A 24192-nucleotide genomic window follows, 5' to 3' on the forward strand; every position below is an offset into this window, starting at 1 on the left:
TGGTTTCGCGAGTCGAGGCGCTACATGATCGAGATCCTGAACCCCACCGACCTGCCCCGCGCCCGGGAGACCGGTGCGCTGGTGGCGCGCATCCTGCAGACGATGAAGAGCCGGAGCACGGTCGGCACCAACCTGCTGGACATCGACCGGTGGACCCAGGAAATGATCGTCGAGGCCGGCGCGCAGTCCTGCTACGTCGACTACGAACCGTCGTTCGGACGCGGGCCGTTCGGCCACTACATCTGCACGTCGGTCAACGACGCCGTGCTCCACGGCAAGCCGTTCGACTACGCGCTCGCCGACGGCGACCTGCTGTCTCTGGACCTGGCCGTTTCTCTCGACGGGGTGGTGGCCGACTCGGCGATCAGCTTCGTCGTGGGCTCGTCCGGAACCCCGGCGGACCAGGCGATGATCAGCGCCACCGAGCGGGCGCTGAAGGCCGGCATCGCAGCCGCGCGCCCGGGCGCCCGGATCGGCGATCTGTCGTACGCGATCGGTACCGTCCTGAGCGAGGCCGGCTACCAGATCAACACCGAGTTCGGCGGGCACGGCGTCGGGTCGACGATGCACCAGGACCCGCACGTCTCGAACACCGGCCGGCCCGGCCGCGGCTACAAGCTGCGTCCCGGTCTCCTGCTGGCGCTGGAGCCGTGGATCATGGCCGACACCGCCGAGCTGGTCACCGACAAGGACGGCTGGACGCTGCGCAGCGTCACCGGCGCCCGGACGGCCCACAGCGAGCACACGATCTTCATCACCGAAGATGGGGCGGAAATCATGACGCTGCCGAAGTAGGAGATCGTTTCGTGCATACCGAACGGTGGGGGACCGGGCCCCGGCGCGCGCTGCTGATCCATGGAGTCACGTCTTCGGCGGCGACGATGTGGGAGCTGGGCGAAGGTCTCGCGGCTTCGGGCTGGTCGGCCGTGGCGGTCGATCTGCCCGGGCACGGTGAGAGCGGGCCGGCCTCGTCGTACCGATTCGCGGACGTTGCCGCTTCGGTCGCCTCCGAGGTGGGCGCGGGGTGGGACCTCGTTCTGGCCCACTCACTCGGCGGGGCGGTCGCGGTTCAGCTGCTGGAGCCGTCGTTCGCGACCCGGGCGTTGTTCGTCGACCCGGCGTTGGTGGTTTCCGACGACGTCGCCGACGGGCTGGCTCCCGAGTTGGAGCAGGACCAGATCGCGCAGACCGAGGCGTCGGTCGCGGCGGCGAACCCGCACTGGCATCCGCGGACCGTCGCCGAGCGGGTTCGGTCGACGCAGGCCACGTCGGTCGAGGCGGTGCGGGGGTACGCGTCGGACAACCGCCCGTGGGACGTCCGGGAACAGGCCCGGGCGGTGACCGTGCCGGTGCACGTCCTGGTGCCGACGGACGGGCCGGTCGTGAGTTCGGCGCTGGTGGACGAGTTGTCCGGGAAGTTCTGGACGTTCGAGACCGTCGCGGACACCGGTCATTCGGTGCACCGGGATCGGCCGGAGCTCGTGGTGGAGCGGGCGGTTCAGTAGGCGGTGCCCCCGGAAAGCGGGCGTTATTTCGTCGTCGAGCGGGCTATTCAGCGCGGTGCCGGAAACGGTCACTCGTGTAGCTCAGGTTCGAAGAGGGACGAATATGGCTTCGCAAGCTGGGGCGCCTCGCCGGCGTCGGTCGTGGTGGCTGCTGATCGTTTTAGTGGTCGTGCTGATTGTGCTGTTGTTGTTCGGTGTTTCCCGGTGCGGCAACGACTCTGATTCGGGCTCGTCAACTGCGTCGCCCGCGTCTGCGTCTGCATCCGACGGGTCGGCCGGCGGGCTCACCGTCGGGACGTCGGACTTGCTTTCGGACGGGTCCGCGACGGCGGACCTCTCGCAGTACGACGGGCAGCCGGCGACCGCGACGGCGGTGAGCGTGCAATCGGTCCCGGCCGACGAGGGGTTCTGGATCGGGACGAGCGAGACCGACCGGATCTGGGTGCAGCTCACCGGCCAGGGCGAGTCGCCGTTCAAGGTGACAGCGGGGCAGACGGTGTCGTTCACCGGGACGGTCGTCGCGAACGGGGCGGGCTTCCCGGCCAAGGTCGGCGTCACCGCGGCCGAGGGCGCGGATCAGCTGACCGCGCAGCAGGAGCACGTGAAGGTGGAACGCTCCGCGCTCAGGATTTCGGGCTAGCGCGGTAGCCGTCGAAGAGCGGGCCGCCGGCTCGGGCGAGGACGTCCTCGGCGAAGGCGGCCGGCTCCTCGCGGGCGGCGAGCCAGCGCTCGGCGAGGTCGGGGTCGAGGGCGCGGAGCTCGCGCAGCAGCGTCGTCGCGATCACGGCGCGCTCACCGACGTCGGACGTGTGCTTGTGGCGTCGTGCAGGTCGGTCAGGCCGTAGCGGAGCCAGTCGAGCTCGGCCGTGGTCAACGGCGGCGGGCCGTCCGCGAGGGTGCGCGCGCAGCGCGCCTGCAGGTCACTGGGGTCGCCGACCAGGACGACGCCGTCGGCGAGCATTCGGTGTGAGCTGGGCTTGCGCGCGGCCAGTTCGCTCGCGAGGAACGCCTCTAGCTGCGCGGGGTGGTGGACGAACAGCTCGACCGGCCAGCCGCGGAAGTACAGGCTCTCGCGGAAGCCGGGCGGGTCGAGGCGCATCACGACGATGTCGAGCGTCTTTCCGGGCGTTCATGTCCACAGTCGATCATGGCTACGGTGCGGGCTATGAAATTGCTGCTGACGTCGGGCGGGGTCACGAACTCGAGCATTCGATCGGCGCTGGTGGAGCTGCTCGGGAAGCCGATCGAGGAGTGTCACGCGCTGTGCATTCCGACGGCGCAGTGGGGCCATCCGATGTGTAATCCGGGGTCGGTGCGGCGCTTCATCAACGGGGGCTTGCCTGGATTGGGGTGGGCGTCGGTCGGGGTGCTCGAGCTGACCGCGCTGCCTTCGATCGGATCGGATCGGTGGGTCGACTGGGTTCGGCAGGCCGACGTCCTGCTGGTCGACGGCGGGGATGCGACGTATCTGGCGCATTGGATGCGTGAGTCGGGGCTTTTCGACCTGTTGCCGTCGCTGCCCGAGATGGTCTGGGTGGGGGTGAGCGCGGGAAGCATGGTGATGACGCCGCGGATCGGGGCGTATTTCGTGGAGTGGCCGTCGGCGCCGGATGATCGCGCGCTGGGGATCGTCGACTTCTCGATCTTCCCGCACCTGAACTTGTTTCCGACGAACACCCCGGCGGATGCGGAGCGGTGGGCGGCTGACATCGAGGGTCCGGCGTATGCGATCGACGAGCAGACCGCTATTCAGGTCGTCGACGGCCGGGTCGAGGTGGTCTCCGAAGGGGAGTGGACGAGGTTCTGACGGGTTCCTCGGACTACGACGAGCGCGGAGAAGATGGCCGCGGTGCACCAGACCGTCCAGGTCAGCACATGCCCGGCGGTGCTGTCGGGCGGCGGTAGGAGGATCATGCTGAGGCTCGCGCCGATCGGGACGACGAGTGAGGCGAGGAGCCCGGCCGGCCCCGGCCGTCGGATGGTGGCGCCGATCGCGCCGAGCGGGGGCCCGAGGATCAGGCTGGCGATCAGCCAGAACTGCTGAATCGTGCCGCAGACCGCTCTACCCAGTAGTGGACGGTCGGGACTGCCGACAGCGAGACGCAGGCGGCCGCTGCTGATCGGGAGGGTGCGCGGACCACCCATCCGACGGTCACGGCCATTGCGGCCCAGGCCCAGCCGGAGTCGAGGATCAGGCTCGCGAACTCGGCGAGTTGCGCCCAACCGCTCCGCTCGGCGCGAGGGGTGCCGACCTCGCCGAGCAGGCTCGGAACGGCGTTGGCCAGGCAGGCGCCGATGCTGAGCGCCGAGCCGGCGATCAGGGCGACTGCCAACCACCGGGCTGATCGCACCGGCACACACTAACGGCCCGGAGCTGTGCTCCGGGCCGGTGTTGTCGGGGGTTCAGCTGCAGTAGCTGTAGTCCCAGCAGTCGTTGTGGTGGCGACGCTTGTGGTGGCGGCGACGCGGGCGGCAGTCGTAGTCGTACGAGTAGTTGTCGTTGCAGTAGTCGTACGAGTTGTCGTAGCAGCCGCTCATGTCGTCCAGCCTCCGGGAAGTTGGTGGGTTCCTCGTGTGCCTTCAGCGTGGCCCGGGCCGGGCGACCACTCGATCGGCGTCGCAACGCCGGGAACGTTCGGTTGCGAACACAAGCTGGAACTGATTCCGACGTCCTACGCGGTGAACAGGTCGGAGAGGGAGTACGGAGCGCGCGGGCCGAGGAGCATCTCCTGCGTCCCATGCGCATCGGTGTAGGCGTCGGCCGCGCGGGAGAACATCGCCTTCTCGTAGACGGCCAGCGCCGCCTCGAGGTCCCCCGGATGCGCGACCAGCGCCAGCGCCAACTCGGCCCCGTCGAGCATCGCCAGGTTCGCGCCTTCGCCCGACGGCAGCATCAGGTGCGCCGCGTCCCCGAGCAGCGTCACGCCGGGCACGCGCTCCCATCGGTGGCCGTCCGGCAGCGTGTACAGCGGCCGCACCACCGGCGCGGTGTCGGAGTCGGTGATCAGCGCGGTCAACTCAGGCGCCCACCCGTCGAACTCGGCCGGGAGAACGGCGGGATCCCAGCTTTCGGGCCGGTTCACCTGGACGTAGGTGTGCAGGACCCCGCCGGCTTCCCGGTGCGCGATGATCCCCTGCCCCGGCGCCAGCGCGTACATCGCGCCTGCGCCGACCACGGCGGCGGTCCGCTCGTCGGCGTCGTACAGGTAGGTCTCGATCGACGTCGTGCCCGTGTAGGACGGCTCCGCGTCCGACACCAGCGGCCGAACCCTCGACCAGGCGCCGTCGGCGCCCACCAGTAGGTCCGTGCTCGCGGCCAATTCCGATGCCTCCGCGCGGCTGATCTTCGTGCCCCACTGGACCGTCCCGGCCGGTAACGACTCGAGCAGGATCCGACGTAAGTCGCCGCGCAGGACCTCGGGCTTCGCGGCGGCGCCATCGTCGGGGAGGTCGACGAGGACGGTGCCGTGCTGGTCGAGCACGCGCGTGGCCTCGGCGCCCGCGTGGACGATGCTCCGGAACTCGTCGATCAGGCCGGCCGCCTGGAGCGCGACCTGCCCGTTGTAGTCGTGGATGTCGAGCTGGCCGCCCTGAGTGCGTGCGGCGGCCGATTCGTCGGCTTCATAGATCGTGGAGGGAATGCCGTGGATGTGGAGGATGCGCGCGAGCGTGAGTCCGCCCAAGCCCGCGCCGATGATCGTGACCATGAGATTAGCATCGACCTAATTTTAGAACGATGTCAAGATTGACTCTGGTATAACTTTGGCGTGGGGCTCCGGGAACGCAAGAAGCGCGAGGCACGACAGCACATCTCCGACGTCGCCACCGGCCTGTTCGCCGTCCGCGGGTTCGACGCGGTGACGATCGTCGAGATCGCCGAGGCGGCCGGCGTCGCCAAGGCGACGGTCACCAACTACTTCGCGCGCAAGGAAGACCTGGTCCTCGACCGTCAGGTCGAGACCGAAGGACTTCTTGTGGACGCGATCGGCGCGCGAGCCGCGGGTCAGTCGGCGGCGGAGGCGGTCCGGGGGTTGCTGCACCGACTCTTGGACGAGGGGCACGGGCTGGTGGCCGGGGCGCCGAGGATGTTCGGGCAGCTGGTGGCGGACAGCCCAGCGTTGCTGGCCCGGGCCCGGGAGCAGCGGGAGCAGTTGGAGTTGTCGGTCGCGCGGCTCCTGTTGGACGAGGGCGACGACCCGGTGGCCGCGGATCTGATGGCCCGGGTGCTGCTGGCCGCCGTCACGACGGTCGTCGTGGTGCCGGCCCGGCGGTTGCTGGCCGGGGAGGATCCGGCGGCGGTCGCCGCGGGCCAGAAGGCCGTGATCGACCGAGTCTTCGACCTGCTAGGCGGCCAGCACTCCCAATAGAAGCTCAGCGAGACCGAGCCCGCCGAAGATCACCAGGGAACCGATCCGGATGCCGGTGACGGACTCCAGAGGCTGCTCGCCCCCGACTGCCCTGCGGTGACGATCGGAGAGGCGAGTCGCGGCTCCGCCGACGTCGAGCCCGCCGACGAGTCCGAGGGCCAGGCTCAGACCTCCGACGACGATCTGGATCACCGGCTGCCCCGGCGCGCGCACCACCATGGTGACGCACAGGACGAGGAAACCGATGACCGTCGCGAGCAACAGCGACCGATGAAGCATCGTCATACCGCCACCATGTGCGAGCACTATCCACAATACTCTCCATCGACACATCAATGGACGAGACGCGGCGCCCGGGATCGCCTACCGTGGTTCTCGTGACGAGCACGAACCCCTGGCGAATCAGCTAATCCGCCGGTCCCTCCGAGGCAGCGCCCGCGACCGGCGACGTGGGGCGGCGATCCGCCGTGCCATCCGCTGACGAAGGGTCTTCCGTGCACGTCCTCGTCCCTGGTCTAGTTCTCCCTCCCATCACCGTCGGATCAGCCGGGCAGCGCGTTCGAGAGCTGACCGCGCAGCGGGCTCGCGAGCTGGCCGTCTGGGCCGCGCCGCTCCCGAGCCGGCGACCCAACCGCGCCCGGGCGGACCGCCGCCGAGCCATCACCCCGCGGCGCCGACGGCGAGTCACCCCGGCAAGGCGCCGTCGGAGCCACCCCGACTGAGCTTCGTTCGCCTAGGCGGCTATTTCGTCGTGCTCGATCGGTGGTTCTTCAGCCAGTCGGTGACGCTGTCGTTCCGGATGGAGTCGAACAGCTGAGGCGCCAGGACGGGGTCGAGCTCGACCGCCGGTCCGTCAGGGGTGTTGAGATCAGCACGTTTGACCGGGACGGTCGCGAACTCGACGTTGCCGGGCCGGATGTGGCGGATGGAGAGCGCGAATTTCGAGACGTCGAGGCCTTCGTCGACGGTGAGCGCGTCGGCGGTGGTGCCGAGGAGTTTGTTGAGCTTGAGGGGGTTGGCCAGGACTCCGGCGCTGGAGGCTTTTTCGATGAGGGCTTTCACGACCCGCTGCTGGTCGTTGATGCGGTCGAAGTCGCTGCCCTGGCCTTGTTTGCGCTCCCGCATGAAGCTTTCGGCTTCCCCGCCGTCGTAGTTCCGGCACCCCTTCTTACGGACGCCTCCGCCGGGCAGGGGCTCGTCCGTATTGATGCAGATCCTGACGCCCCCGACGGCGTCGACGAGCTTGTTGACGCTGTCGAGGTTGGCGATCATGGCGCCGTCGAGCTCGATCTGAGTCAGCTGAGTGACGGTCTTGGCCACCATGACGGGTCCGCCTAATACGACGGCGCGGTCGAGCGTGGTCTTGCCGCCTGGCCAGGAGCCGCCGCGGGGAACGTTCACGTAGGAGGCGCGGGGGATGGAGACGACGGTGGCGCGGTCGAGCGCCCGGTTCAGGTGAATGACCATGATCGTGTCGAGCTTCCGCCCGTCGACGTCAGGGCTGTCGCTACTCGAGTCGGCACCGAACAGAAGGAGGTCGAGCGGCCCATCGCCCCAATCGACGGGCGCGGCCGGCTGGTCAATGAGGGGCTGCCGTTCGACCTGGCTGTCGTAGTACTGGACCAGCCCGAACGCGGTTCCGCCAACGATCAGGACGAGCGCCAGGAGTCCGATCAGCAGGTTCTGCCACCATCGCAGCCCACGCCGCTGGCGTTGAGTGCCCGGCTTCGGGTCGGCCGGCGCCGACTCGAACTCGGCCACGGGCTCTGCGGCCTTCGAACGTCCGGTGTACATCCCGCCCCCGACCCCTCATACAGGACGCCGAAGCACCCCTCCCGCCAGTCCTTGACGGACATCGCTCAGTTCGTCCCCAACGCACGAAGCCGCTCGAAGCATCGTGATGCGGCCGTTCCCAAACTGACCGTCAGTTCACGCAAACGCGACCGCAACGGAGCAGATGACCCCTAGTTGGACGGCACCTTGGTCGGGTTGGCAGCGATCCAGTCACCGACGGTGTCGTTCCGGATCGCGGCGAACAACGCCTTGGACTTCGCGGTATCCAGCTGCACAGCTGCGCCGGCCGACGTCCGCAGGCTCGCGCTGGTGTACGGAACGGTCGTGTACTGAACGTTGGCGGGCCGTAAGCCCTTGAGCGATACCGCGAGCTCGCGAAGACTTACGTTCTCGTCGATCGTCAGGGCGTCGGCCACGGTGCTCAGGAACCTGTCGAGCTTGAACGGGTTGGTCAGCATCCCGCCGTCGGTGACCTTCTGGATCAGTGCCTTGATCACCAGCTGCTGGTCGTGGATCCGGCCGAAGTCCCCGCCCGGGACCGAGTAGCGCTGCCGCATGAGGTCTTCGGCCTGGTCGCCGTCGAGCTTCTGGCAGCCCTTCTTGAAGACGTGCTGCGTATGGATCGACCGCACCTCGTAGGGCAGGCACACGTTCACTCCACCGACGGCGTCGATCATCTTGTGCACGCTGGCGAAGTTCGCGATCGTCGCTCCATCGAACTGAACTCCAGTCAGACGTGTGAGCGTCAGGGCAGTAAGTGGCGACCCGCCGAAGGCAAAGGCAGCGTTAATCTTGTTCATCCCACCCCGCCAGTCCTCACCGGCCGCCGGTACGTAGACGTAGCTGTCGCGGGGTACAGAGATGACGTAAGCGTGGTCGAGGTTGCGACTGACGTGGACCAGCATTATGGTGTCCGACCGCTCGCCGATGGAACTGTAGGGGTCGTCCTCCGTTGCCCTCGAGTCTGAGCCGAGCAACAAAAGATTCAGCGGGCCTCTATCCCAGCGGGTATCATCTCTCGGTCCAGCTGCGGCGCCAAGAAGATCACCCTTCTTGACCTTGTTCTCGTAATGGCGAGTGAGGCCGTAGACGCTGACCACCAAACCGACCCCAAGAAGAGCGATGAGGGCAGTCAGGATGACGAGAGCCCTCTGCCATCCAGACATACGCAAGCGCCGACGGCTATGACCCCCATTTGGAGGTACCGAACCCTGATCCTGTGTCGCAGTTGTTGACATGAGGCGTCTCAATCCGACTCGGAAACACAGGGCATTCTCCAGGCTCAACGTAGCCGATCAGGCCAGGCAAGAGTGATGCTAATCATTGGCCGTCCAGGGCCAACCAGCCACCAAGCGGTTGAGGGGACGCTGCTCGTTCGTTTGAGCCTCGACTGCTAAGTGAGCTGCCGACCCCTAGGCGACTATACGCAATCAGTCTCATCCTAAACACCGACGTTGCCAGCGTGTTTCATCACGAAGCCAATCGAATAACAGTGACATCACCCTTCGGCTTGCAGTCGCGACGCGTCCGCCGAGTGGACACCCGCACTCAACTAAAGCGGTGATCACCCTGCCAGTAGATGGCGTAACACGCATTGACCACCGTTTCGTGGTCAGGCGAAGCCGACTTCGCGGATGGCCGTTGATGACTCAACTCCTTCGTGGGCTATCGTGGGCGGCCGTTACAGGTTGGGGGCCCGTGACGCAGCGACGGTGGGTAGGCGGTCAGCATCAAACAGCGACTCAAATCGGCCGGACAACGAGCGGATCACAGGGGGAGGCAGTGAGACACAGCCGAGACAATTCCTAGGCCAACGGTCATGACGACAATCGAACACCAGACTGCATACCACGAGCTCTCTTCGCCTATCAGCGGAAGTGAAAAGTGCCTGAACTGCTACGGATGGAATTCAATAACCTACCACTTCGGGCGTTCGCGCAACACATTCTGGACAGAGCGGACGCCGCAGAAAGAGCCGAGCTGGTCGCGACAGCTAATGTCGATCACATAGTGGAAATGCGCCGAAATTCAGAGTTTAGATCTGCATACGAATTCGCGTCTATCAGGCTTCTGGACGGTGTTCCGATCGCCAAACTCGCGCAGTGGAAGTGGCGACAGGCGTCCCATAAGGTCGCTGGTTCTGACCTCCTTCCGGCTGTAGCGGGCATAGCAGGTAAGCGCAGCCAGCGAATATATATTGTCGGTGGCATGTCGGCCGTGGCGGAGGCAGCGAAAGATCGGCTTGAAGATGCAAACCCCGGTCTGATCGTTCACGTCGACTCTCCTCCTCGCGGGTTCGATCAAAATAAAAGCTATCTAGAAGAAATTGCCGCCCGAATACGCGCCGCCCAGGCCCGCATCATATTTGTATGCTTGGGGGCCCCTAAACAAGAACTATTCGTGTATAGAAACGCGGCGATTCTACCGCCCGGAATTTATGTCGGCGCGGGCGCGGCGGTGGACTTCGCCGCTGGCAACGTAACTCGCGCCCCACAGGGCATGCAGCGAGCGGGGCTTGAGTGGCTCTATCGGTTGGCTAAAGAACCCCGACGCCTTTCACACAGATACCTAGTAAGAAGTTGGTCGGCCATACCGCTGTTCGCACAAGAATTACGCGAAAGACGCGTGCCGCAGGCAGGGGCGGAATGAGCCCGGAAGCGAGAAATCGGCGCGGCCGGAGGCATCGACTGGTAGTACATTACGGCCCGGATACAGCAACAATTGGCGGGATGGCAACCGTTATTTCCCGCCTCACGGAAGCGCACGGTGCCACACCATCAATGGCCGAGGCTACATGGGCACCTAACGACAAGTTTCGGGGCTTCGCGCGGGTCCCGCGGCTATTAGCGAGACTCTCTCGCCTCAGATTTAAGAACGATGTTCTAGTGCACGTTCATCTATCTGAAGGTGGATCTCTCCTGCGAGAAGGAGCGATAGCGATGTACGCCAAAGCGATCGGATGCCGTACAGTGGGGACCTTACACGGTGCTGACTTCGCCTCGTCTTACAAGGCGCATCCGAATCTTGTTTCGCGTGTGTTAAGAAGTCTAGATCGTACCGCGGTGCTGGATCAGGAAACGGCTCGAATCTTGCGAGAAGCGGGATTCGAGAGCTTTACGGTTCGCAATCCCGCCCCCAGGGCCCATGCGGCGACGGCGCCTCCGTCGCAAAGCGAATACCTGCTATTCGTCGGGGAGGTCGGTACGCGAAAGGGCGCCGACGTCCTGGCAGATGCATGGCCCGCGATACACGCTCGGTTTCCCGACTTACGCCTTCGCGTCCTTGGGCCACCAACTAGTTACGAATTACCCGAGCTACCGGGGATCGAAATGCACGGACCACAATCGTGGGCGAGCGCTCAGCGAATGATCAGTGAATGCCGACTCTTGGTCTTGCCGAGCAGGGCCGAGGTTTTGCCGATGGTACTCCTCGAGGCTATGGCTGCTGGCCGGCCGTGGATTTCGACCTCAGTGGGTGGAGTACCACTGCTCGAAGAGACGCGAAGCGGTCTCATTATCAAGCCGGGCGACGCGATCGCACTATCAAACGGTTGTATTGCGCTACTGGAATCGAGCGCCTGTCTAGACCGGCTCGGCGAGGCTGGAGCGACCGCGGCTAAGGCAGCGTACTCGACGGATTCTGTGCTGGCGCGCTATCACGAGATCTATTGGACACCGGACTCTGTCAGGAGCTGACGAGGCCTAACGGCCCATGGCTGAAGGAAGAAAACAATGAAAGTCGGAATACTAATTAGCTCATGGCGCGGTGGGGGTGCCGAGTTTGTCGCGCGAACGTGGGCAGACAAACTGGTGGAACGTGGCATAGAGGTCGTTAGATATGACTACGCCGGCACGGGCGATATCCCTGGAATTCATGTGAAACACTTCCCGAGACGTAGTGCGCTGCAAAGCGCCCTAGCATTACCGGGGTGGCTACGAGCCTCCGCCTTGCAAGATGAGATCGATGTGATGCTATCGATGCTCACGTACTCAAACCTCGCGGCGCTTGTGGCGAAAGTGAGGGGGATGAAGACGCCTCTCGTTATAAGCGAGCGGAATCTCGCAAGTACATTCCTACCGCTCGAAGGCAGATCAGGCAAGATCGAACTGCGCATTGCCGAGCGACTTTACCGCCGCACAGATCGTGCGATCGCGATCTCACACCCCGTCGCAGCCGAGTTGGTAAGCAGATTCTCGATTGCACGCGATCGGGTAGATGTGGTGCCGAATCCCGCACTTCCGGAGAACCCGAGACGGGTACCTCGCTCACCTAAGCTTCGTATCCTGGCAGTGGGCCGATTCGTAGAACAGAAGAGACCGCTGCTATTCGTTGCTGCTCTCGCTGTGCTTAGCAAACGGGGCCACCCGGTATCTGGTGTTTTTGTCGGTTCTGGGCCTATGGCGCAAGAGATCGTCGGGCTGGCGGAAGACGTGGGCGTAGAGATCGAGCTGCTGGGATGGCGGGAGCCTTGGTGGCAGGCAATTGACTCAGCTTCATGCCTGCTACTCGCCAGCTCTGTGGAGGGTTTTGGGAACGTGCTCGTTGAAGCCGCTGCGTGCGGTATCCCTTCGGTCGCCGTCCCGAGTGCTTTGGGGGTCGCGGATGCCATTGTGCCAGGACTGAGCGGAATACTAGCCAGTGACGACTCGCCGGAAGCGCTGGCCGATGCTGTTCTAGCTGCAAGCAAACTCCCAATGCCGACTAGCCCAATTAATGCGTGGCTTCAGCGATTTAGTGTAGAGAATAGCCATCGAATTCTTCATGATACGCTATTGCGGGCCGCGTCCCGTGAGTAGAGAAGATCGCAATTCAGTGGCAGGGTGGCAACCCGCGCGGAATAGAAAGTTCGCGCGTTCCGAGGTGCATCGAGCGTTCGGCCCGAATGAGAATGGCGGGCACCCGGAGACTGATGGGCTCGCCGGACGCGGAAGGTACATGCGCCTTGCCGTAGCATCTGCAATTGGTGCGGCACCCGGGTTCTTCTTGTCATTCGCGATCGCCGCGGTTGTCTCATCGGATGTGAGCGATACCTTCTTCTTGGTTCTTGCAGTAACTCAGCTGCCTGCGACCGTCGCTGCAACAGTAGGTGAAAGCTACGCCACGAGGGTTACGCCGAGTCTAACTGCGGTAAACCGCGACGATGTACCCCGATGGGCTTTGAGTCTGCGCTATGGCGGATTGTGGCTGGTAGCCGTACCCGCGTGCCTAGTCCTCTCGATTTGGCTTGACGGTGGCACTTCCAATAACGTGCCGCTCCTTGCCAAGCTTGTTCTAGTGTTGCTCGTCCCGCTGAGTGCGACCGCTGGATGCGCAGCCGGAACTCAAGTGGTGACCGGTTCTCAGCTACTTTCAGTCAGTACTCAGGCCTTCCGGGGCGCTGGCGGCTTTGCCGGTCTTTGCCTAGGTCTATTCGCTAAGGACCACATACTGACCTACGTGGCATTCGGCATGTTCCTCGGGGAGCTCGGAAGACTGATCGCAAATGCCCAGAGCGGGCATAGTGGAGAGCAAATTGCGAGCGTTCCGGCCAGAACCCTGATTGCACGGAACACATTCGCTCACGTGCTAGCGATGGGGACCGCGAACGTAAGCCCCTTGACCGACCGGCTAGTTGCATCGCACGGCGGCGCGGGGGGCGTGACTGCTATCGAACTAGCTGACAAGGTCATCTTCGCCATCGTCACGCTCGTGTCCGCGGCCCTCCTTCCGGTCGCCACACGCGAGTGGTCGTGGAGGATCGCGTCCACCGACGATCGACCAAGCCAGCTCCGCAATGTCTGGAAGTCATGGCAAAGATATCGCCGTCGAGGTATCTACGCCGGCGGTGGGATATCCGCTCTCTTGGCTGCGGGAGCGATGGCCCCCATTCTCGGTTTGGTGTCACCACCCGGGGTTCCCGGCAAATTGGCGTGGATATGTATCGCGATCGTCGGGCTGGGGGCAGGGTTCGCGACGACAGTGAACCTAGGAGCGCGGTTGATGGTACTTCTGGCCAAAACGTCGCTTCTGCCGATCTTTGGCGTCTGCAATGTCGTGGTGAATCTTGCTCTCGACGTGGCACTCTTCGCCATCCTTGGGGTCGCCGGCGTCGCGTTATCGAGCACAATCCTGCGCGCTTTTCAAGTCTTTTTGTATAGTGTGGTCCTACGCCACGAGTTGCGTGCGGGCTCTGACTCCTAGATGGGGCGTCTAAGAGTAGGGGCAGGAGCGGGGATGGCCAAATGAAGTCGATCGCCGCATGGTTTGCATCGGCGGGGGTCGCCGCTGCGGCCATCGGTACGCTGGCTGGGGTTGCGCCCATCTATGCCATCGCGGTTGCTGCTGCAGTCCTATTTGTCCCAACATTATTCCGGCCGAAGCTTCTCGTCCTCGCCGCGCTTCTTATGGTCTACGCCGCACGCGAAGTACCGCGGGCCACGGGTGTGGAGGTGTTCGGGTATCTGGATGAGTTGGCTGTGGTCCTCGTTGCGACGCTGCTTCCGCTACACAGGCTCGCTGGCGGCGAGCGGCTTAGAAGATACCCTGGGCTATTACCATTTTCGGCTTTCGTGGCAATTGGCCTACTAAGTGCCCACCTGAACGGCGTCGCGGCTAGTCTAGCGGTTCAAGGAGCATTTCTGGTCGTAAAAGGCGTCTTGTTTGGATACGCTCTTGCGCAGGTTGACTGGCGTCCTTCGGATCTGGCTATATTCGCTAAGGGCGGACTTGTGGTTGTCGTCGTGTCATTGGTTACTGCGTTGATCAATATGGTGCTGCCGGCGCATTGGTACGCTTTGATGACCAACGGCCTTTTGCAACCTGACTATCGCGGCCCAGTGGCTTCTCTAATCGGGCCACTCCCGCACCCGGGCGACTTCGGTATTGTCATGAGCCTCCTGTCAATCGGACTGTTCGCTTGGGCCAAGGAAGTTCGGTCGAGCCCCTTGATCTGGTTTGGCGTGGCCGTCACATCAGTCGCGGCTTTGCTAAGTTTCCGGCGAAAGTCGATTCTGGGGATAGTTGCTGCTGTGTCAACGCTGCAAACGCGAGTTTCCCGCGGTGCCGCAATTTCCCTCTTAGGTCTAGCGGGGCCGCTGTTGTTGTTTGCGCTATGGGGCACCGTATCGGATGTAATTAGCTACACTCGGCTCGAATATTCAGATCCAACGGCGGCTGCCCGAATTGTTCTGACCGTCGATTCGTGGCAAGTAGCGGTTCAGCATTTTCCCTTTGGAGCCGGATTCTCTCGATTTGGGACCGCGCTAGCCCGAGATCACTACAGTCCCGAGTATGTGAAGCTTGGCTATGAGTCGATTTGGGGACTTGGGAATACGCCCGATAGCAATCATTTTCTCACCGACACTTCGTGGCCTGCGCTGCTCGGCGAGGCGGGCGTTTTCGGCGCAATTGCCTTTGTCTTAGGTCTTGCCTCGATCTTCCGCAGTGTCCGCGGCTTTCACACGAGCGCGTCGCCGGGGTTGCAGCGATGGTTAGGATTGACGGCGCTGGGTTGGTTTGTGCAGTTCATCGTTGAGTCTGCAGCCGCACCGGTGTTCTCGGCAGCGCCGACAAACGTTCTACTTTTCGGAATCGTCGGCGTCCTCGTCGGACTAGACGCTGATCGCATGCCGGATGCGCGTGATGTGGTGCGGTGTTCGAGCGGAAGCAATGTTCGGGGCTATGGTGCAGGCGCCTCGGCATTCGTGGATAAGAGGAAATTATGGCATTAACTCCGTACATTCACGCCTTCCGTCGGCAGTGGATCATGCTACTCCTCTCTGTCGTTCTTGGCGGCGGCGCCGCCGCGGCGCTTTCGTATATGCAGACGCCAATCTATCAGAGTGACACCCGGTTGTTTGTGTCAACTAATGGTATTGGGTCAGACGGAAACCAGCTGAATCAAGGAAGCAACTTCACCCAACAGCGTGTGAAATCGTACGCGGATATCGTGTCCAGTCCGGCCGTTCTTGGCCCGGTGGTCGCGAAGTTGGGTCTAGGCGAATCTGTCTCCGATCTGTCGAAGATGGTGTCGGCTACGGCCGCGCCGGACACCGTGATTCTTGAAATCGCCGTCAGAGATTCTTCTCCGAATCGTGCTCGCGACATCGCGAAGGCGGTAGGCGAACAATTCATCTCGTTGGTGGAAGATATCGAAAGGCCGCCGAGTTCCGCTGTCTCGCCCGTGAAGATTTCCGTAGTGGAGGAAGCGGAGATCCCTCAGGGGCCCGTGGCGCCCAGAAAAAAGTTCAGTGTTAGTGTGGGTCTAGCGCTAGGTCTTGCGATCGGGGGCGGGATCGCAATCGCGCGCGACTCCTTCGATAAGACGGTTCGCTCTAGAGATGCTGCAGCGGATCTTACTGGTTCGCCGATATTGGGCGCGATCCCGCAGGACACAGCGATGCATTCGCATTCGCTACTATTGCCATCAGAACATCCGACGCTTGGTGCCGAGGCTTTCAAACGACTGCAGGCGAACATCCGCTTTCTGTCGGTCGATAGGAAGATCCGAAGCCTCGTTGTGACCGGCTCAGTTCCAGACGAGGGGAAAACCACGACCGCGGCGAACCTCGCGGTGGCGCTGGCGCAGGCGGGTGATCCCACGATTCTGGTGGATGGGGATCTTCGCAGGGGACGACTCTCGGACCTATTCGCCTTATCGCGCGGAGTGGGATTGACGAGCGTGCTTCTCGGCGATGTCGCGGTAAGCGACGCCGCGCAGAGGTGGCGACATGACTTGCCGTTGCTTATCCTGCCTTCAGGTCCGACCCCGCCAAACCCGGTCGAACTACTCGGGTCTACACGTCTTTCTGACACGGTAGACGCATTGGTAGATGATGGATTCACGGTGATCTTTGATTCGCCGCCGCTCGTTCCAGTAGTCGATGCTGCACTTCTAGCGCAGGCAACTGATGGGGCGTTGCTTGTCGTCCGCGTTGGCAAGACGCGATCTGACCAGATCATTAGCTCGGTAGAAGCGTTGCGCGCGACGGGTAGCCAGATTCTAGGCGTCGTGGCAAACCGGGTACAGAGGGAGCCTGGGCATTCGTACTACTCTGATGTGTACGGGGTCTCCGGGGCGTAGTTGCCGGACGAGCTACGCGCCGCCCGGTGATGAATTGTGCGGTCTGCGTTTGCCTCCGGCAACCTCTAAATATGGCTGTCCCGCTGTTCGATTGCAGGCGCGGGTTCAACTGAACGATGTCCAGGGCCTGGTGGTCAAAAGACTCGGGCTGAAGATCCTTCTTGGCTGTGAAACGAGGCGTGACCACCTAACAGACCCCATTGACCGTTAGTGGCGAGTGACGTGATTGCTTCATCCGTTGCGGTTGCGGTGGCCGGCTCAGTGTTCTGGGGACGTGGGCTGACCAGGGCGGCCGTCCGCAGCGGCAACTCGCCGATCCGGCTGGCGCGCGAAATGCACCTGAACGGACGACGCCTAGTTCGCGCGCTTTTAACAAATGCGGCCTACGGTGAGTGGTAGGTCCGGCGGGGGGAGCTAGGCCGAGAAGGCTTAGGTGTCGGGCGCCATAGCTGTTACGCGACGTGGGGGTAGTTTAGGTGTCACGCGTAGGTGGGCGTGTGCTCATGCAGGCGGTTAGCTGATGACGGCGAGTCGTGGCCAGCCATCGCTCGTGTGCGGATACTCAAGTGCCGAGGGGGCGGCGGCGGTTGCATCTGTCCCACCTCAGCGTGGCTCTACGAATGAGGCGATTGAGGCCACAACGGTAGAGTTGCAGAAGCTCCGTTCCGATGGATCAGTCGAGGGGCGCGCCAGGGCAATTCGCTGGCAGCGTCAGTATGTGGTACGACTGGTGGCAGTTGACTTACAGGTCGGACTGGCTGCGGGTCTTGCGGCGTACCTGCTTCGTTTTGGGCAGGTGCCGGCGGCGAACTGGCCATATCTGGCGGCGGCGGTCGCGCTTCCGCTTGCCTGGGTGGTTGCGCTGCTTATGAACCGCACATACGAGACTCGTTTCCTGTTTGCTGGAGGCGAGGAGTACCGACGGGTTCTGAACGCCGCAGTGTTTCTTACTGCCGCGATCGCGGTTTTCGCTTATTGTACAAACACGGCATTCGCTCGTGGATATGTGTTGTTGTCCATGCCGTTGGTGCTCGGACTGGACCTGGGATTGCGGTACCTGCTGCGATTGGGGCTCAACCGACGTCGGGCGCGGGGCGATTGCATGCATCGCGCCGTTGTTCTGGGCTACGGTCGCCAGGTCCAGGCGTTCACGAAGCAGTTGCGGCGGGAGCCGTACCACGGGATGAGTGTCGTGGGTTGTTGTCTACCTGCTGATGAGGCGGCAAATGCGCCCGGAGGCATCGAGGTTCCGGTATACGGATCGTTTGATGACGTGATCGTCGCCATCCTGGAATCCCGTGCGGATACCTTGATCGTGTTGCCCTCCCCTGACATGGATCCGGCGGCGATGCGCGCGCTGTCGTGGGATCTCGAGGGAACTGGCGTCGATCTGGTCCTGGCCAACGCCCTGCTCGACATCACTGGGCCCCGCACGAGCATCCGGCCCGTTGACGGGCTTCCGTTGCTGCACGTGGAGCCCGCTGCTCTCACCGGCGCCCGGCGGGTGGTGAAGCGGGCGTTTGACGTCGTGCTCGCCGGAATGTTGCTGTTCTTCCTTTCACCAATCTTGCTTATCGCCGCGCTTGTCGTTCGGCTCAGCAGCAAAGGGCCAGCGCTGTTCGTGCAGACACGGGTGGGGAAGGACGGCAAAGAGTTTCGGCTGTTCAAGTTCCGCTCGATGTACGCCGACGCGGAGGAGAGGCTTGCTGAGCTGCAGCATCAGAACGAGCACAGCGGCCTGATGTTCAAGATCAAGGACGACCCGCGGGTCACTAGGGTTGGTAGGTATCTGCGGCGATTCTCGGTCGATGAGCTGCCTCAGCTGCTCAACGTGGTCCGGGGCGACATGAGCCTTGTTGGGCCGCGGCCGCCATTGCCTCGGGAGGTTGCGCAGTATGCGCACGACGTGCGGCGGCGACTCGCCGTCATCCCGGGGCTCACCGGGCTTTGGCAGGTCAGCGGGCGGTCGAACCTGTCGTGGGACGACTCGGTTCGGTTGGACCTGAGGTACGTGGAGAACTGGTCATTGAGCTTCGACCTGGTGATCTTGCTCCGGACTGCGTTGGCGGTCGTCCGCTCTTCGGGGGCGTATTAGCCAGTCGCCGGCGGCCCTTCGGTGCAACCCATCTGGGGGAGGGGCCGCCGGCGGCTCTTGAAACGATAGCTGTTCGTGGCTGCGGCCAAGCGGCATGACCCCGGTGACAGGGCCTGCGGCACCGAAGCGGTGAGGCCGGAGTGCGCTGCGCACTCCGGCCTCGTTCGTTGCCGTGGGGTTCAGCTGCCGATGCTCCTATGTTCGTCAGTTGGAGTGGGTGAGGTGTGGGCGGCGGTGCGGAGTGGGCGGCGTAGGGCCCAGATTTCGCGGGCGAGTAGGCGTTTGAGGCAGCGGATGATTTCGCGTCGGGTTTTGCCTTCGAGGGTGCGTCGTTGCAGGTAGGCGCGGGTTGGCTCGTGGCTGCGGAGGCGGGTGATGATGACGCGGTGCAGCGCGGCCTTGGCTTGTCGGTGTCCGCCGCGGGATAGGCGGTGGCGGGTGGTTTTGCTGGACGAGGCGGGAATCGGGGCGACGCCGCAGAGCCGGGCGAAGGCCGGTTCCGACCGGATGCGGCCGGCGTTGTCTCCGGCGGTGACCAGGAGGGTCGCGGCGGTGTCGGGGCCGATGCCGTAGGCGTCGGTCAGCTGGGGCGCGGTGTCCTGGGTGAGCTGGGCCAGCAGCCTGCTGTGGGCGCTGATCTCGGTGATCTCGGCGTCGAGGTGTTGCCAGCGGCGGCCCAGAGCGCGCAGGGTGTGGCGGGTGGCGGCGGTCACGGTGGTGACCGGCCCGGTTCGTAAGCCCGCGCAGTGCATCCAGGGCGTCGTCTTTACCGCGCGGACGCCGGACCCGCCGGTTGGGCCGGGATACCTCCACCTCCATGGTGCGCCGGTGCCCGGCCTGGCGGATCGTCGCGACCAGACCGGCGCCGTAGCTGCCGGTGCCCTCGATGCCGAACAGCAGCTCCGCGTCGTTCATCCCCGTCTGGAGGCTGGTCGCCCACTCCAGGAGCTGCTGATAGCCGGCCCGGTCAGCCGGAAACGAGCGGTGGTCCAGTCGTCCGCCGATCGCGTCCAGCGCAACCGCGACATGGGCCTGTTTGTGAGTGTCGACGTCGATCACGACTCGACGCCGCCGTGGATCCTCGGTCATGGTGGTCACGCGCGGTCCTCCGCCTTCGGCGGCAAACGGGTCGCGATGCCGGCCGGGCGGGTGGACAAGATTGAGAGGGGACCTGCTGCGATCAGGCTCCTCTGAGGTCACTACCCTCCCGGCCGGCACCGCGAGGGTGCTGCCCGCGAGCAGACGACGGATCTGCAGCAAGACACCCGAAACCCCCCCGGCACGAAACTCCGCGCGAGGGGTCGATCGAGGCCAGTAAGAGTATGAGTCAGGCCGCTCACGGACGAGCGTGAGTCTCTAGTAGGTGTAGTCCCAGCAGTCGTTGTGGTGACGACGCTTGTGGTGACGCCGGCGCGGGCGGCAGTAGTCGTCGTACGAGTAGTCGTTGCAGTAGTCGTACGAGTTGTCGTAGCGGTATCTCTAAAACCCCTACATAATTGAGGTATGACCAAAACACCTGGTAGGGCGCGGTACACAGGGGATCCGGCCTCGTTACGGGGGTTGCGGGTTGGGGCGTATGCGCGGGCGTCGCGGGCGTACGGCGAGCAGTCGGTCACCGGTCAGGCGAATGAGGCTGAGGCGTGGGCTGAGCGTCACGGGTGTGTGCTGGTCGGGGATGAGGTGTTCATCGATAACAACCTGTCCGCGTCGCGGTTCGCACAGAAAATCCGTAAACGGTTCGTGGATTTGATGGAGCTGGTGACGCGGGGGGAAGTTGACGTCCTGTGGTTCTCGGAATTGTCACGCTCGCAGCGTCGGCTGTCGGTGTTCGCGGACCTGCGGGACGTCTGCCGGGAACGGGGCGTGTTGTGGGTGATCGCGGGCCGCGTTTATGACTTGGCGGACCCGATGGAGGGCGCGCTGCTGGGGTATCAGGCGGTGGGCTCGGAGATGGAAGCGGAGTTGATCTCCGCACGCGTGAGGCGGGGCAAGGGAACGGCGGCGAATGCGGGCCGTCCGGCCGGACCGAAGACCTACGGATACCGGCGGTTGTACGACTCGGAGACTCGCAAGCTCGTCCGGCAGGAACCGGATACGGAGTTGCGGACGACGGTCGGGGTGGATGGCACGGTGGTGCAGTGGTCGCCTGCCGGTGTGGTGGCCGAACTGTTCGCGGGGTTGAAGGGCGGTAAGACGCTCTCGCGGATGGCTCGGGAACTCAACGATGCGGGGATTCCGACGCCTCGGGGTGCGCGGGCGTGGACACAGCTCGTTATCCGGCGGCTGTTGCTCAACCGGGCGTATCTGGGTGAGCGGCTGCACAACGATCAGGTCGTGGCTACCGACTGCTGGGAAGCGCTGGTGGATGCGGAGGATTTCTGGACGGTGCATCGGGTGCTGACCGATCCGGCGCGGCGGAAGTCGCTTCCGGGTCGTGGGGTGCATCTGGTGTCGTACGTGCTCAAGTGCGGGGTGTGCGGGGGTCCGACTGGCGCGACCCGTAAGGACGGGGAGGTGCACACGTTGCACTGCACGGAACGGGGCTGCGTGGGGGTGAACTACGCGGCCACGGAGGCCTACGTCGAGGACGTGGTGGTCCAGTGGCTGACCCGCGCGGATGAGCTGGTGAGCCTGCGGGGCGCGGCCGATGATCGGCAGGCAGTGCAGGCACGCGCGGAGGTCGAGCGGCTGCGCTCGGAACTCCAGGGCTTCGTGGCGCAAGCGGCGGCGGGAAAGATCAAATCGGCGTCGTTCGCGGTGATCGCTTCGGGCCTCGAAGCGGAGATCGAGAAGGCGGAAGCTGCGGCGGAGGCGGTGAGCGTGGACCCGGTGTTGCGGGGCCGGACGGGTCCAGGTGCGGCCGAAGCGTGGGCGGGGATGGACGTGGTGGCGCGTCGGACGCTGCTGCGCACGGTGGCGCTGATTGAGGTCATGCCCGCTGGGGGGCGTCGGCGGGTTCCGGTGGCGGATCGGCTGCGCTGGACGTGGCTACTCGGTGACCCTGACGACGGCACGGGCTCGGATGCCGAGAAAGAGACCGGGACGGACTCCGAGGCTGGGGCGGTATTGCGGTCGGCGTGAACCTTCCCCGTGCCGGTCGCGTGTGGAGTGCTGTTCCCGCGATTGCCGGGCGGTTGTTCCGATCGGCGGGCAAAGATCGATGACCCCGTAGGGTCGCTGCGGTAGAGCCGCTGCCAAATTTCCGGGCCGCTGTGATGCGGTCTCGTGTCCGCGATTCGCCTGCTGCGCGAATCCGCTTTCCTGCTGGTCCGCGTGCTGAGCGGACCGAACATCTTTCTTCTTTCCTCGCGTGATGCGGGCGCGCTGCTGCCGTGCCATTCGATGCCAACTCTTGCGGTTCTGACTTGGCCGGTCGTGAGGTGAGGAGGCGCGGCGTGACTGGCTGTCGTGAGAACGGTGGCGACCTGGGCGGGGTCGTCGGCTCGACGGATGAGGGCTCGCCGGGTGCCTGCGGTGGCGGTCGGAGTGCGCGCTTTGCTGATTGCCGGGCCTGCCATGACCGGGACTGGTGCGTGGATGCGTACAACGCGCGTCGGGCGGCGGAGACTGCGGCGGCGGCTCCGTTTCCGACTGCCGATCAGGTGCGGACGTTGCGGCGGCTGCTGGCTCCGGCGAGTACCGGGATTGAGCGATGGCGGGGCGCGGCATGACCGGCCTCAGTGCGCTCGACCTGGTCGTGATCGTCGTCGCGCTGCTCGGGGTAATTCGGCCGGCTGTTGGATTGGTGCGGCGACTGCTGCACAGACGGCGGCCCGGTGGTGTGCTCCCGTCGGCCGTCGTCCCGCCGATAGGGAGCGGGCCAGCGGCGGGGCTGCCCCCTGACAGCTCGTCCTGTCACGTGCTGCCCGGTCGGTGGGCGGCCCCGGTGCTGGGCTGCTCGGCTTGCCCGGGTCGATGGGCGGCGGGAGCACACCACTCCTCACGGTCACCCCCAACCGGGCGGTTCCCCGGCGGCGTACCGCGTCTTTCCCTGCTGCTCTCAGAGCGCCCGAGGGAATCCGTTGCCTTTATTCACTCGATGAGTCCTCGCGCTATTGCGCTGGCCGCCCCTGCTGCGGGCCTGCCCATTCACGGAAGCGAACGGAGGTGCGATCCGACCAGGAGAGGAAGAGGACGATGGGCAGGCATGCAACCCCCGGCGACGACGAACCCAACGGTGTTGAACCGAATGGCATCGACGGCTCGGGATCCGGTGACGAGAGCAACCAAATCCGCGGGGGTTCTCGGCGCGGATCGAGCTGGACGGATGAGGAGAACGTCCAACTCGTCGACGGGGTCCGAGCGGGTCGGAGCATAAGCGAATTGGCGACGGTGCATGATCGTTCGTCGTCCGGTATCAGGGCTCAGCTCGCGGCGATGTGCCCGGCCGAACTCGGGCTCGCCCGATCGCTGGCCGCTGAGTGGACGGTCCGCCGGTTGCAGCGCGGGGACGGTCACTACGACTGGCGGCGCTCGCTGCGAGCCAAGCGGCGGGTGTACTGGTCGATGGACGACGACCAACTCTTACGGACGGCGTGGGCCGATCGGGAAGCGCTGCCGGTCGTGGCGGCGCACTTCGGCTACGTCGAACACGACGTGCACAAGCGGCTGACCGAACTCGGGCTCTCGACGTCGTATCAGGCAACGCTGACCCAGATGGGCGCCACCCCGACCGGCGTCGTGTCCGCGCGGGCTCGGCGGGAATCGGCGCTCCCGCCGTTATCGGTGACCGTGCTGCAAGTGACCGGGATGGCGTCGGCCTCTGGGCCGGTACCGGTCGCGGTGTCGCTGCACTCGTCCAGAGATGCGGCGTACATGGCGCTGCGGGAGCTGACCAGGCTGCACCAAGCACACTCGGCCCGGCTGCGAATGGGTCCCGCGTCCTGGTGGATGTGGCCGCGCCTGGTCGACTCTCACCGACCGATCGGCCGCGATGAGTCCGGCAGCATCGCCCCGGCCGCGTCGTAACGCCGACGCAGGAGCACGACCGGACGCGCTCTCGACGGTGTGTCCCGTACAGCAGAACTGCTGTAAATGAAAGATTTCTGCCGTTCTATGCAGTTGAGCCCGGCGGTCACCCGCCGATGGCTAACTCAACTGGCGGTACCGCCAGTTGAGTAGGCACGCAACGGTTTTTTTTAAGGCGGAGTTGTCATCAAGTCGCGACCAGAGAGCGACTAAGACAGCGGTCAAGCTGGCAAGGAAAAGCGCTATGACCTGCGACGCAGTCGGCATCTGGTTCCAGCCGGAGAGAGCGCCTGCGATTGGACCAACGGCGATGGCCGTCCGGGCGGCGGCGCGGCGGCGCTTCGTCACTCGGTCGTTCGGTCGTCTGCCCTGCGACATGAATCCGATTATGACGCTTCTCCG

Annotated in this window: 23 protein-coding genes and 1 pseudogene; 15 read left to right on the forward strand and 9 right to left on the reverse strand. The window is 64.3% G+C overall.

Going from position 1 to position 24192, the window contains the following annotated elements; translation table 11 throughout:
• The first annotated feature begins 24 nt into the window (after positions 1 to 24).
• The 3 genes from map to FL583_RS30215 all read left to right on the forward strand — a co-directional run bounded on the left by map (position 25) and on the right by FL583_RS30215 (position 2145).
• Positions 25 to 795, forward strand: coding sequence for a type I methionyl aminopeptidase (gene map / locus FL583_RS30205; protein ID WP_142708258.1), 771 nt, complete (start codon positions 25 to 27; stop codon positions 793 to 795).
• A gap of 11 nt (positions 796 to 806) precedes the next feature.
• Complete coding sequence (locus FL583_RS30210) at positions 807 to 1505, forward strand: alpha/beta fold hydrolase (RefSeq protein WP_142708259.1); 699 nt, start codon at positions 807 to 809, stop codon at positions 1503 to 1505.
• A 304-nt stretch (positions 1506 to 1809) separates the two neighbouring features.
• Positions 1810 to 2145, forward strand: coding sequence for a hypothetical protein (locus FL583_RS30215; protein WP_205752585.1), 336 nt, complete (start codon positions 1810 to 1812; stop codon positions 2143 to 2145).
• Here FL583_RS30215 and FL583_RS40450 read toward each other — a convergent pair.
• Together FL583_RS40450 and FL583_RS30220 are read right to left on the reverse strand one after the other, a co-directional pair.
• The gene (locus FL583_RS40450) at positions 2129 to 2290 is read right to left on the reverse strand and encodes a hypothetical protein (protein WP_170323942.1); all 162 of its coding nucleotides are present in this window, start codon (positions 2288 to 2290) and stop codon (positions 2129 to 2131) included. The two genes, FL583_RS30215 and FL583_RS40450, sit on opposite strands and share 17 nt — an antisense overlap.
• On the reverse strand, positions 2287 to 2607 hold the full coding sequence (locus tag FL583_RS30220) for a hypothetical protein (RefSeq protein ID WP_142708261.1): 321 nt from the start codon (positions 2605 to 2607) through the stop codon (positions 2287 to 2289). The genes FL583_RS40450 and FL583_RS30220 overlap by 4 nt, the downstream gene beginning before the upstream one ends.
• A gap of 63 nt (positions 2608 to 2670) precedes the next feature.
• Between FL583_RS30220 and FL583_RS30225 the strand changes: the two genes are divergently transcribed.
• Positions 2671 to 3312: a Type 1 glutamine amidotransferase-like domain-containing protein gene (locus tag FL583_RS30225; RefSeq protein ID WP_142708262.1), complete on the forward strand. Its 642-nt coding sequence runs from the start codon at positions 2671 to 2673 to the stop codon at positions 3310 to 3312.
• 220 nt (positions 3313 to 3532) lie between these two features.
• Here FL583_RS30225 and FL583_RS30230 read toward each other — a convergent pair whose 3' ends face one another.
• The 3 genes from FL583_RS30230 to FL583_RS30235 all read right to left on the reverse strand — a co-directional run bounded on the left by FL583_RS30230 (position 3533) and on the right by FL583_RS30235 (position 5212).
• Positions 3533 to 3856 (reverse strand): hypothetical protein, encoded by a 324-nt coding sequence (locus tag FL583_RS30230; RefSeq protein ID WP_142708263.1) that lies wholly within the window; start codon positions 3854 to 3856, stop codon positions 3533 to 3535.
• A gap of 52 nt (positions 3857 to 3908) precedes the next feature.
• Positions 3909 to 4043 (reverse strand): hypothetical protein, encoded by a 135-nt coding sequence (locus FL583_RS42580; RefSeq protein ID WP_276611539.1) that lies wholly within the window; start codon positions 4041 to 4043, stop codon positions 3909 to 3911.
• A gap of 134 nt (positions 4044 to 4177) precedes the next feature.
• Entirely contained in the window at positions 4178 to 5212 is a 1035-nt protein-coding gene (locus FL583_RS30235; protein ID WP_142708264.1) for an FAD-dependent oxidoreductase, read from the reverse strand.
• A 60-nt stretch (positions 5213 to 5272) separates the two neighbouring features.
• Between FL583_RS30235 and FL583_RS42585 the strand changes: the two genes are divergently transcribed.
• Complete coding sequence (locus FL583_RS42585; protein ID WP_142708265.1) at positions 5273 to 5872, forward strand: TetR/AcrR family transcriptional regulator; 600 nt, start codon at positions 5273 to 5275, stop codon at positions 5870 to 5872.
• On the opposite strand, the gene FL583_RS30245 is transcribed toward FL583_RS42585, so the two are convergent.
• From FL583_RS30245 to FL583_RS30255, 3 genes are all read right to left on the reverse strand, one after another.
• Positions 5849 to 6157 (reverse strand): hypothetical protein, encoded by a 309-nt coding sequence (locus tag FL583_RS30245; RefSeq protein WP_142708266.1) that lies wholly within the window; start codon positions 6155 to 6157, stop codon positions 5849 to 5851. The genes FL583_RS42585 and FL583_RS30245 overlap by 24 nt on opposite strands.
• Positions 6158 to 6613: 456 nt before the next feature.
• Positions 6614 to 7633 carry an LCP family protein gene (locus tag FL583_RS30250; RefSeq protein WP_170323943.1) on the reverse strand — a complete coding sequence of 340 codons (1020 nt, stop codon included), beginning with the start codon at positions 7631 to 7633 and terminating at the stop codon, positions 6614 to 6616.
• 203 nt (positions 7634 to 7836) lie between these two features.
• A complete protein-coding gene (locus FL583_RS30255; RefSeq protein ID WP_205752586.1) occupies positions 7837 to 8766 on the reverse strand; it encodes an LCP family protein in 930 nt (309 codons plus the stop codon).
• 802 nt (positions 8767 to 9568) lie between these two features.
• Between FL583_RS30255 and FL583_RS30260 the strand changes: the two genes are divergently transcribed.
• The 7 genes from FL583_RS30260 to FL583_RS30290 all read left to right on the forward strand — a co-directional run bounded on the left by FL583_RS30260 (position 9569) and on the right by FL583_RS30290 (position 18822).
• Positions 9569 to 10315, forward strand: a complete 747-nt coding sequence (locus FL583_RS30260) for a WecB/TagA/CpsF family glycosyltransferase (RefSeq protein ID WP_142708269.1) — start codon at positions 9569 to 9571, stop codon at positions 10313 to 10315.
• Between the two features lie 290 nt (positions 10316 to 10605).
• Positions 10606 to 11361, forward strand: a complete 756-nt coding sequence (locus FL583_RS43175; protein WP_420843221.1) for a glycosyltransferase family 4 protein — start codon at positions 10606 to 10608, stop codon at positions 11359 to 11361.
• Positions 11362 to 11397: 36 nt separating this feature from the next.
• Entirely contained in the window at positions 11398 to 12462 is a 1065-nt protein-coding gene (locus tag FL583_RS30270; protein ID WP_142708271.1) for a glycosyltransferase, read from the forward strand.
• A 139-nt stretch (positions 12463 to 12601) separates the two neighbouring features.
• Positions 12602 to 13846, forward strand: coding sequence for an MATE family efflux transporter (locus FL583_RS30275; protein ID WP_142708272.1), 1245 nt, complete (start codon positions 12602 to 12604; stop codon positions 13844 to 13846).
• 41 nt (positions 13847 to 13887) lie between these two features.
• Positions 13888 to 15375, forward strand: coding sequence for a hypothetical protein (locus FL583_RS30280; RefSeq protein ID WP_142708273.1), 1488 nt, complete (start codon positions 13888 to 13890; stop codon positions 15373 to 15375).
• Positions 15366 to 16727, forward strand: a complete 1362-nt coding sequence (locus tag FL583_RS30285; RefSeq protein ID WP_142708274.1) for a tyrosine-protein kinase domain-containing protein — start codon at positions 15366 to 15368, stop codon at positions 16725 to 16727. The genes FL583_RS30280 and FL583_RS30285 overlap by 10 nt, the downstream gene beginning before the upstream one ends.
• A 730-nt stretch (positions 16728 to 17457) precedes the next feature.
• Positions 17458 to 18822 carry a sugar transferase gene (locus FL583_RS30290; protein WP_205752587.1) on the forward strand — a complete coding sequence of 455 codons (1365 nt, stop codon included), beginning with the start codon at positions 17458 to 17460 and terminating at the stop codon, positions 18820 to 18822.
• A gap of 179 nt (positions 18823 to 19001) precedes the next feature.
• On the opposite strand, the pseudogene FL583_RS43340 reads toward FL583_RS30290, so the two are convergent.
• A pseudogene (locus FL583_RS43340) lies at positions 19002 to 19911 on the reverse strand (transposase).
• Positions 19912 to 20325: 414 nt separating this feature from the next.
• Here FL583_RS43340 and FL583_RS30300 point away from each other — a divergent pair.
• From FL583_RS30300 to FL583_RS30305, 3 genes are all read left to right on the forward strand, one after another.
• Positions 20326 to 21903 carry a recombinase family protein gene (locus tag FL583_RS30300; protein WP_142708276.1) on the forward strand — a complete coding sequence of 526 codons (1578 nt, stop codon included), beginning with the start codon at positions 20326 to 20328 and terminating at the stop codon, positions 21901 to 21903.
• Positions 21904 to 22047: 144 nt separating this feature from the next.
• Positions 22048 to 22206, forward strand: coding sequence for a hypothetical protein (locus tag FL583_RS40460; protein WP_170323945.1), 159 nt, complete (start codon positions 22048 to 22050; stop codon positions 22204 to 22206).
• Between the two features lie 939 nt (positions 22207 to 23145).
• Positions 23146 to 23790 carry a hypothetical protein gene (locus FL583_RS30305; RefSeq protein ID WP_142708277.1) on the forward strand — a complete coding sequence of 215 codons (645 nt, stop codon included), beginning with the start codon at positions 23146 to 23148 and terminating at the stop codon, positions 23788 to 23790.
• Positions 23791 to 24192 lie beyond the last annotated feature (402 nt).

The organism is Cryptosporangium phraense, assembly GCF_006912135.1.
Taxonomy (GTDB): domain Bacteria; phylum Actinomycetota; class Actinomycetes; order Mycobacteriales; family Cryptosporangiaceae; genus Cryptosporangium; species Cryptosporangium phraense.

Coding starts and splice junctions, on each gene's coding strand:
- FL583_RS30260 (WP_142708269.1), top strand. CDS start 9,569: ATGGAATTCAATAACCTACCACTTCGGGCGTTCGCGCAACACATTCTG.
- map (WP_142708258.1), top strand. CDS start 25: ATGATCGAGATCCTGAACCCCACCGACCTGCCCCGCGCCCGGGAGACC.
- FL583_RS30275 (WP_142708272.1), top strand. CDS start 12,602: ATGCGCCTTGCCGTAGCATCTGCAATTGGTGCGGCACCCGGGTTCTTC.
- FL583_RS30270 (WP_142708271.1), top strand. CDS start 11,398: ATGAAAGTCGGAATACTAATTAGCTCATGGCGCGGTGGGGGTGCCGAG.
- FL583_RS30300 (WP_142708276.1), top strand. CDS start 20,326: ATGACCAAAACACCTGGTAGGGCGCGGTACACAGGGGATCCGGCCTCG.
- FL583_RS30285 (WP_142708274.1), top strand. CDS start 15,366: ATGGCATTAACTCCGTACATTCACGCCTTCCGTCGGCAGTGGATCATG.
- FL583_RS42580 (WP_276611539.1), bottom strand. CDS start 4,043: ATGAGCGGCTGCTACGACAACTCGTACGACTACTGCAACGACAACTAC.
- FL583_RS30235 (WP_142708264.1), bottom strand. CDS start 5,212: ATGGTCACGATCATCGGCGCGGGCTTGGGCGGACTCACGCTCGCGCGC.
- FL583_RS30225 (WP_142708262.1), top strand. CDS start 2,671: ATGAAATTGCTGCTGACGTCGGGCGGGGTCACGAACTCGAGCATTCGA.
- FL583_RS30280 (WP_142708273.1), top strand. CDS start 13,888: ATGAAGTCGATCGCCGCATGGTTTGCATCGGCGGGGGTCGCCGCTGCG.
- FL583_RS43175 (WP_420843221.1), top strand. CDS start 10,606: ATGTACGCCAAAGCGATCGGATGCCGTACAGTGGGGACCTTACACGGT.
- FL583_RS30245 (WP_142708266.1), bottom strand. CDS start 6,157: ATGACGATGCTTCATCGGTCGCTGTTGCTCGCGACGGTCATCGGTTTC.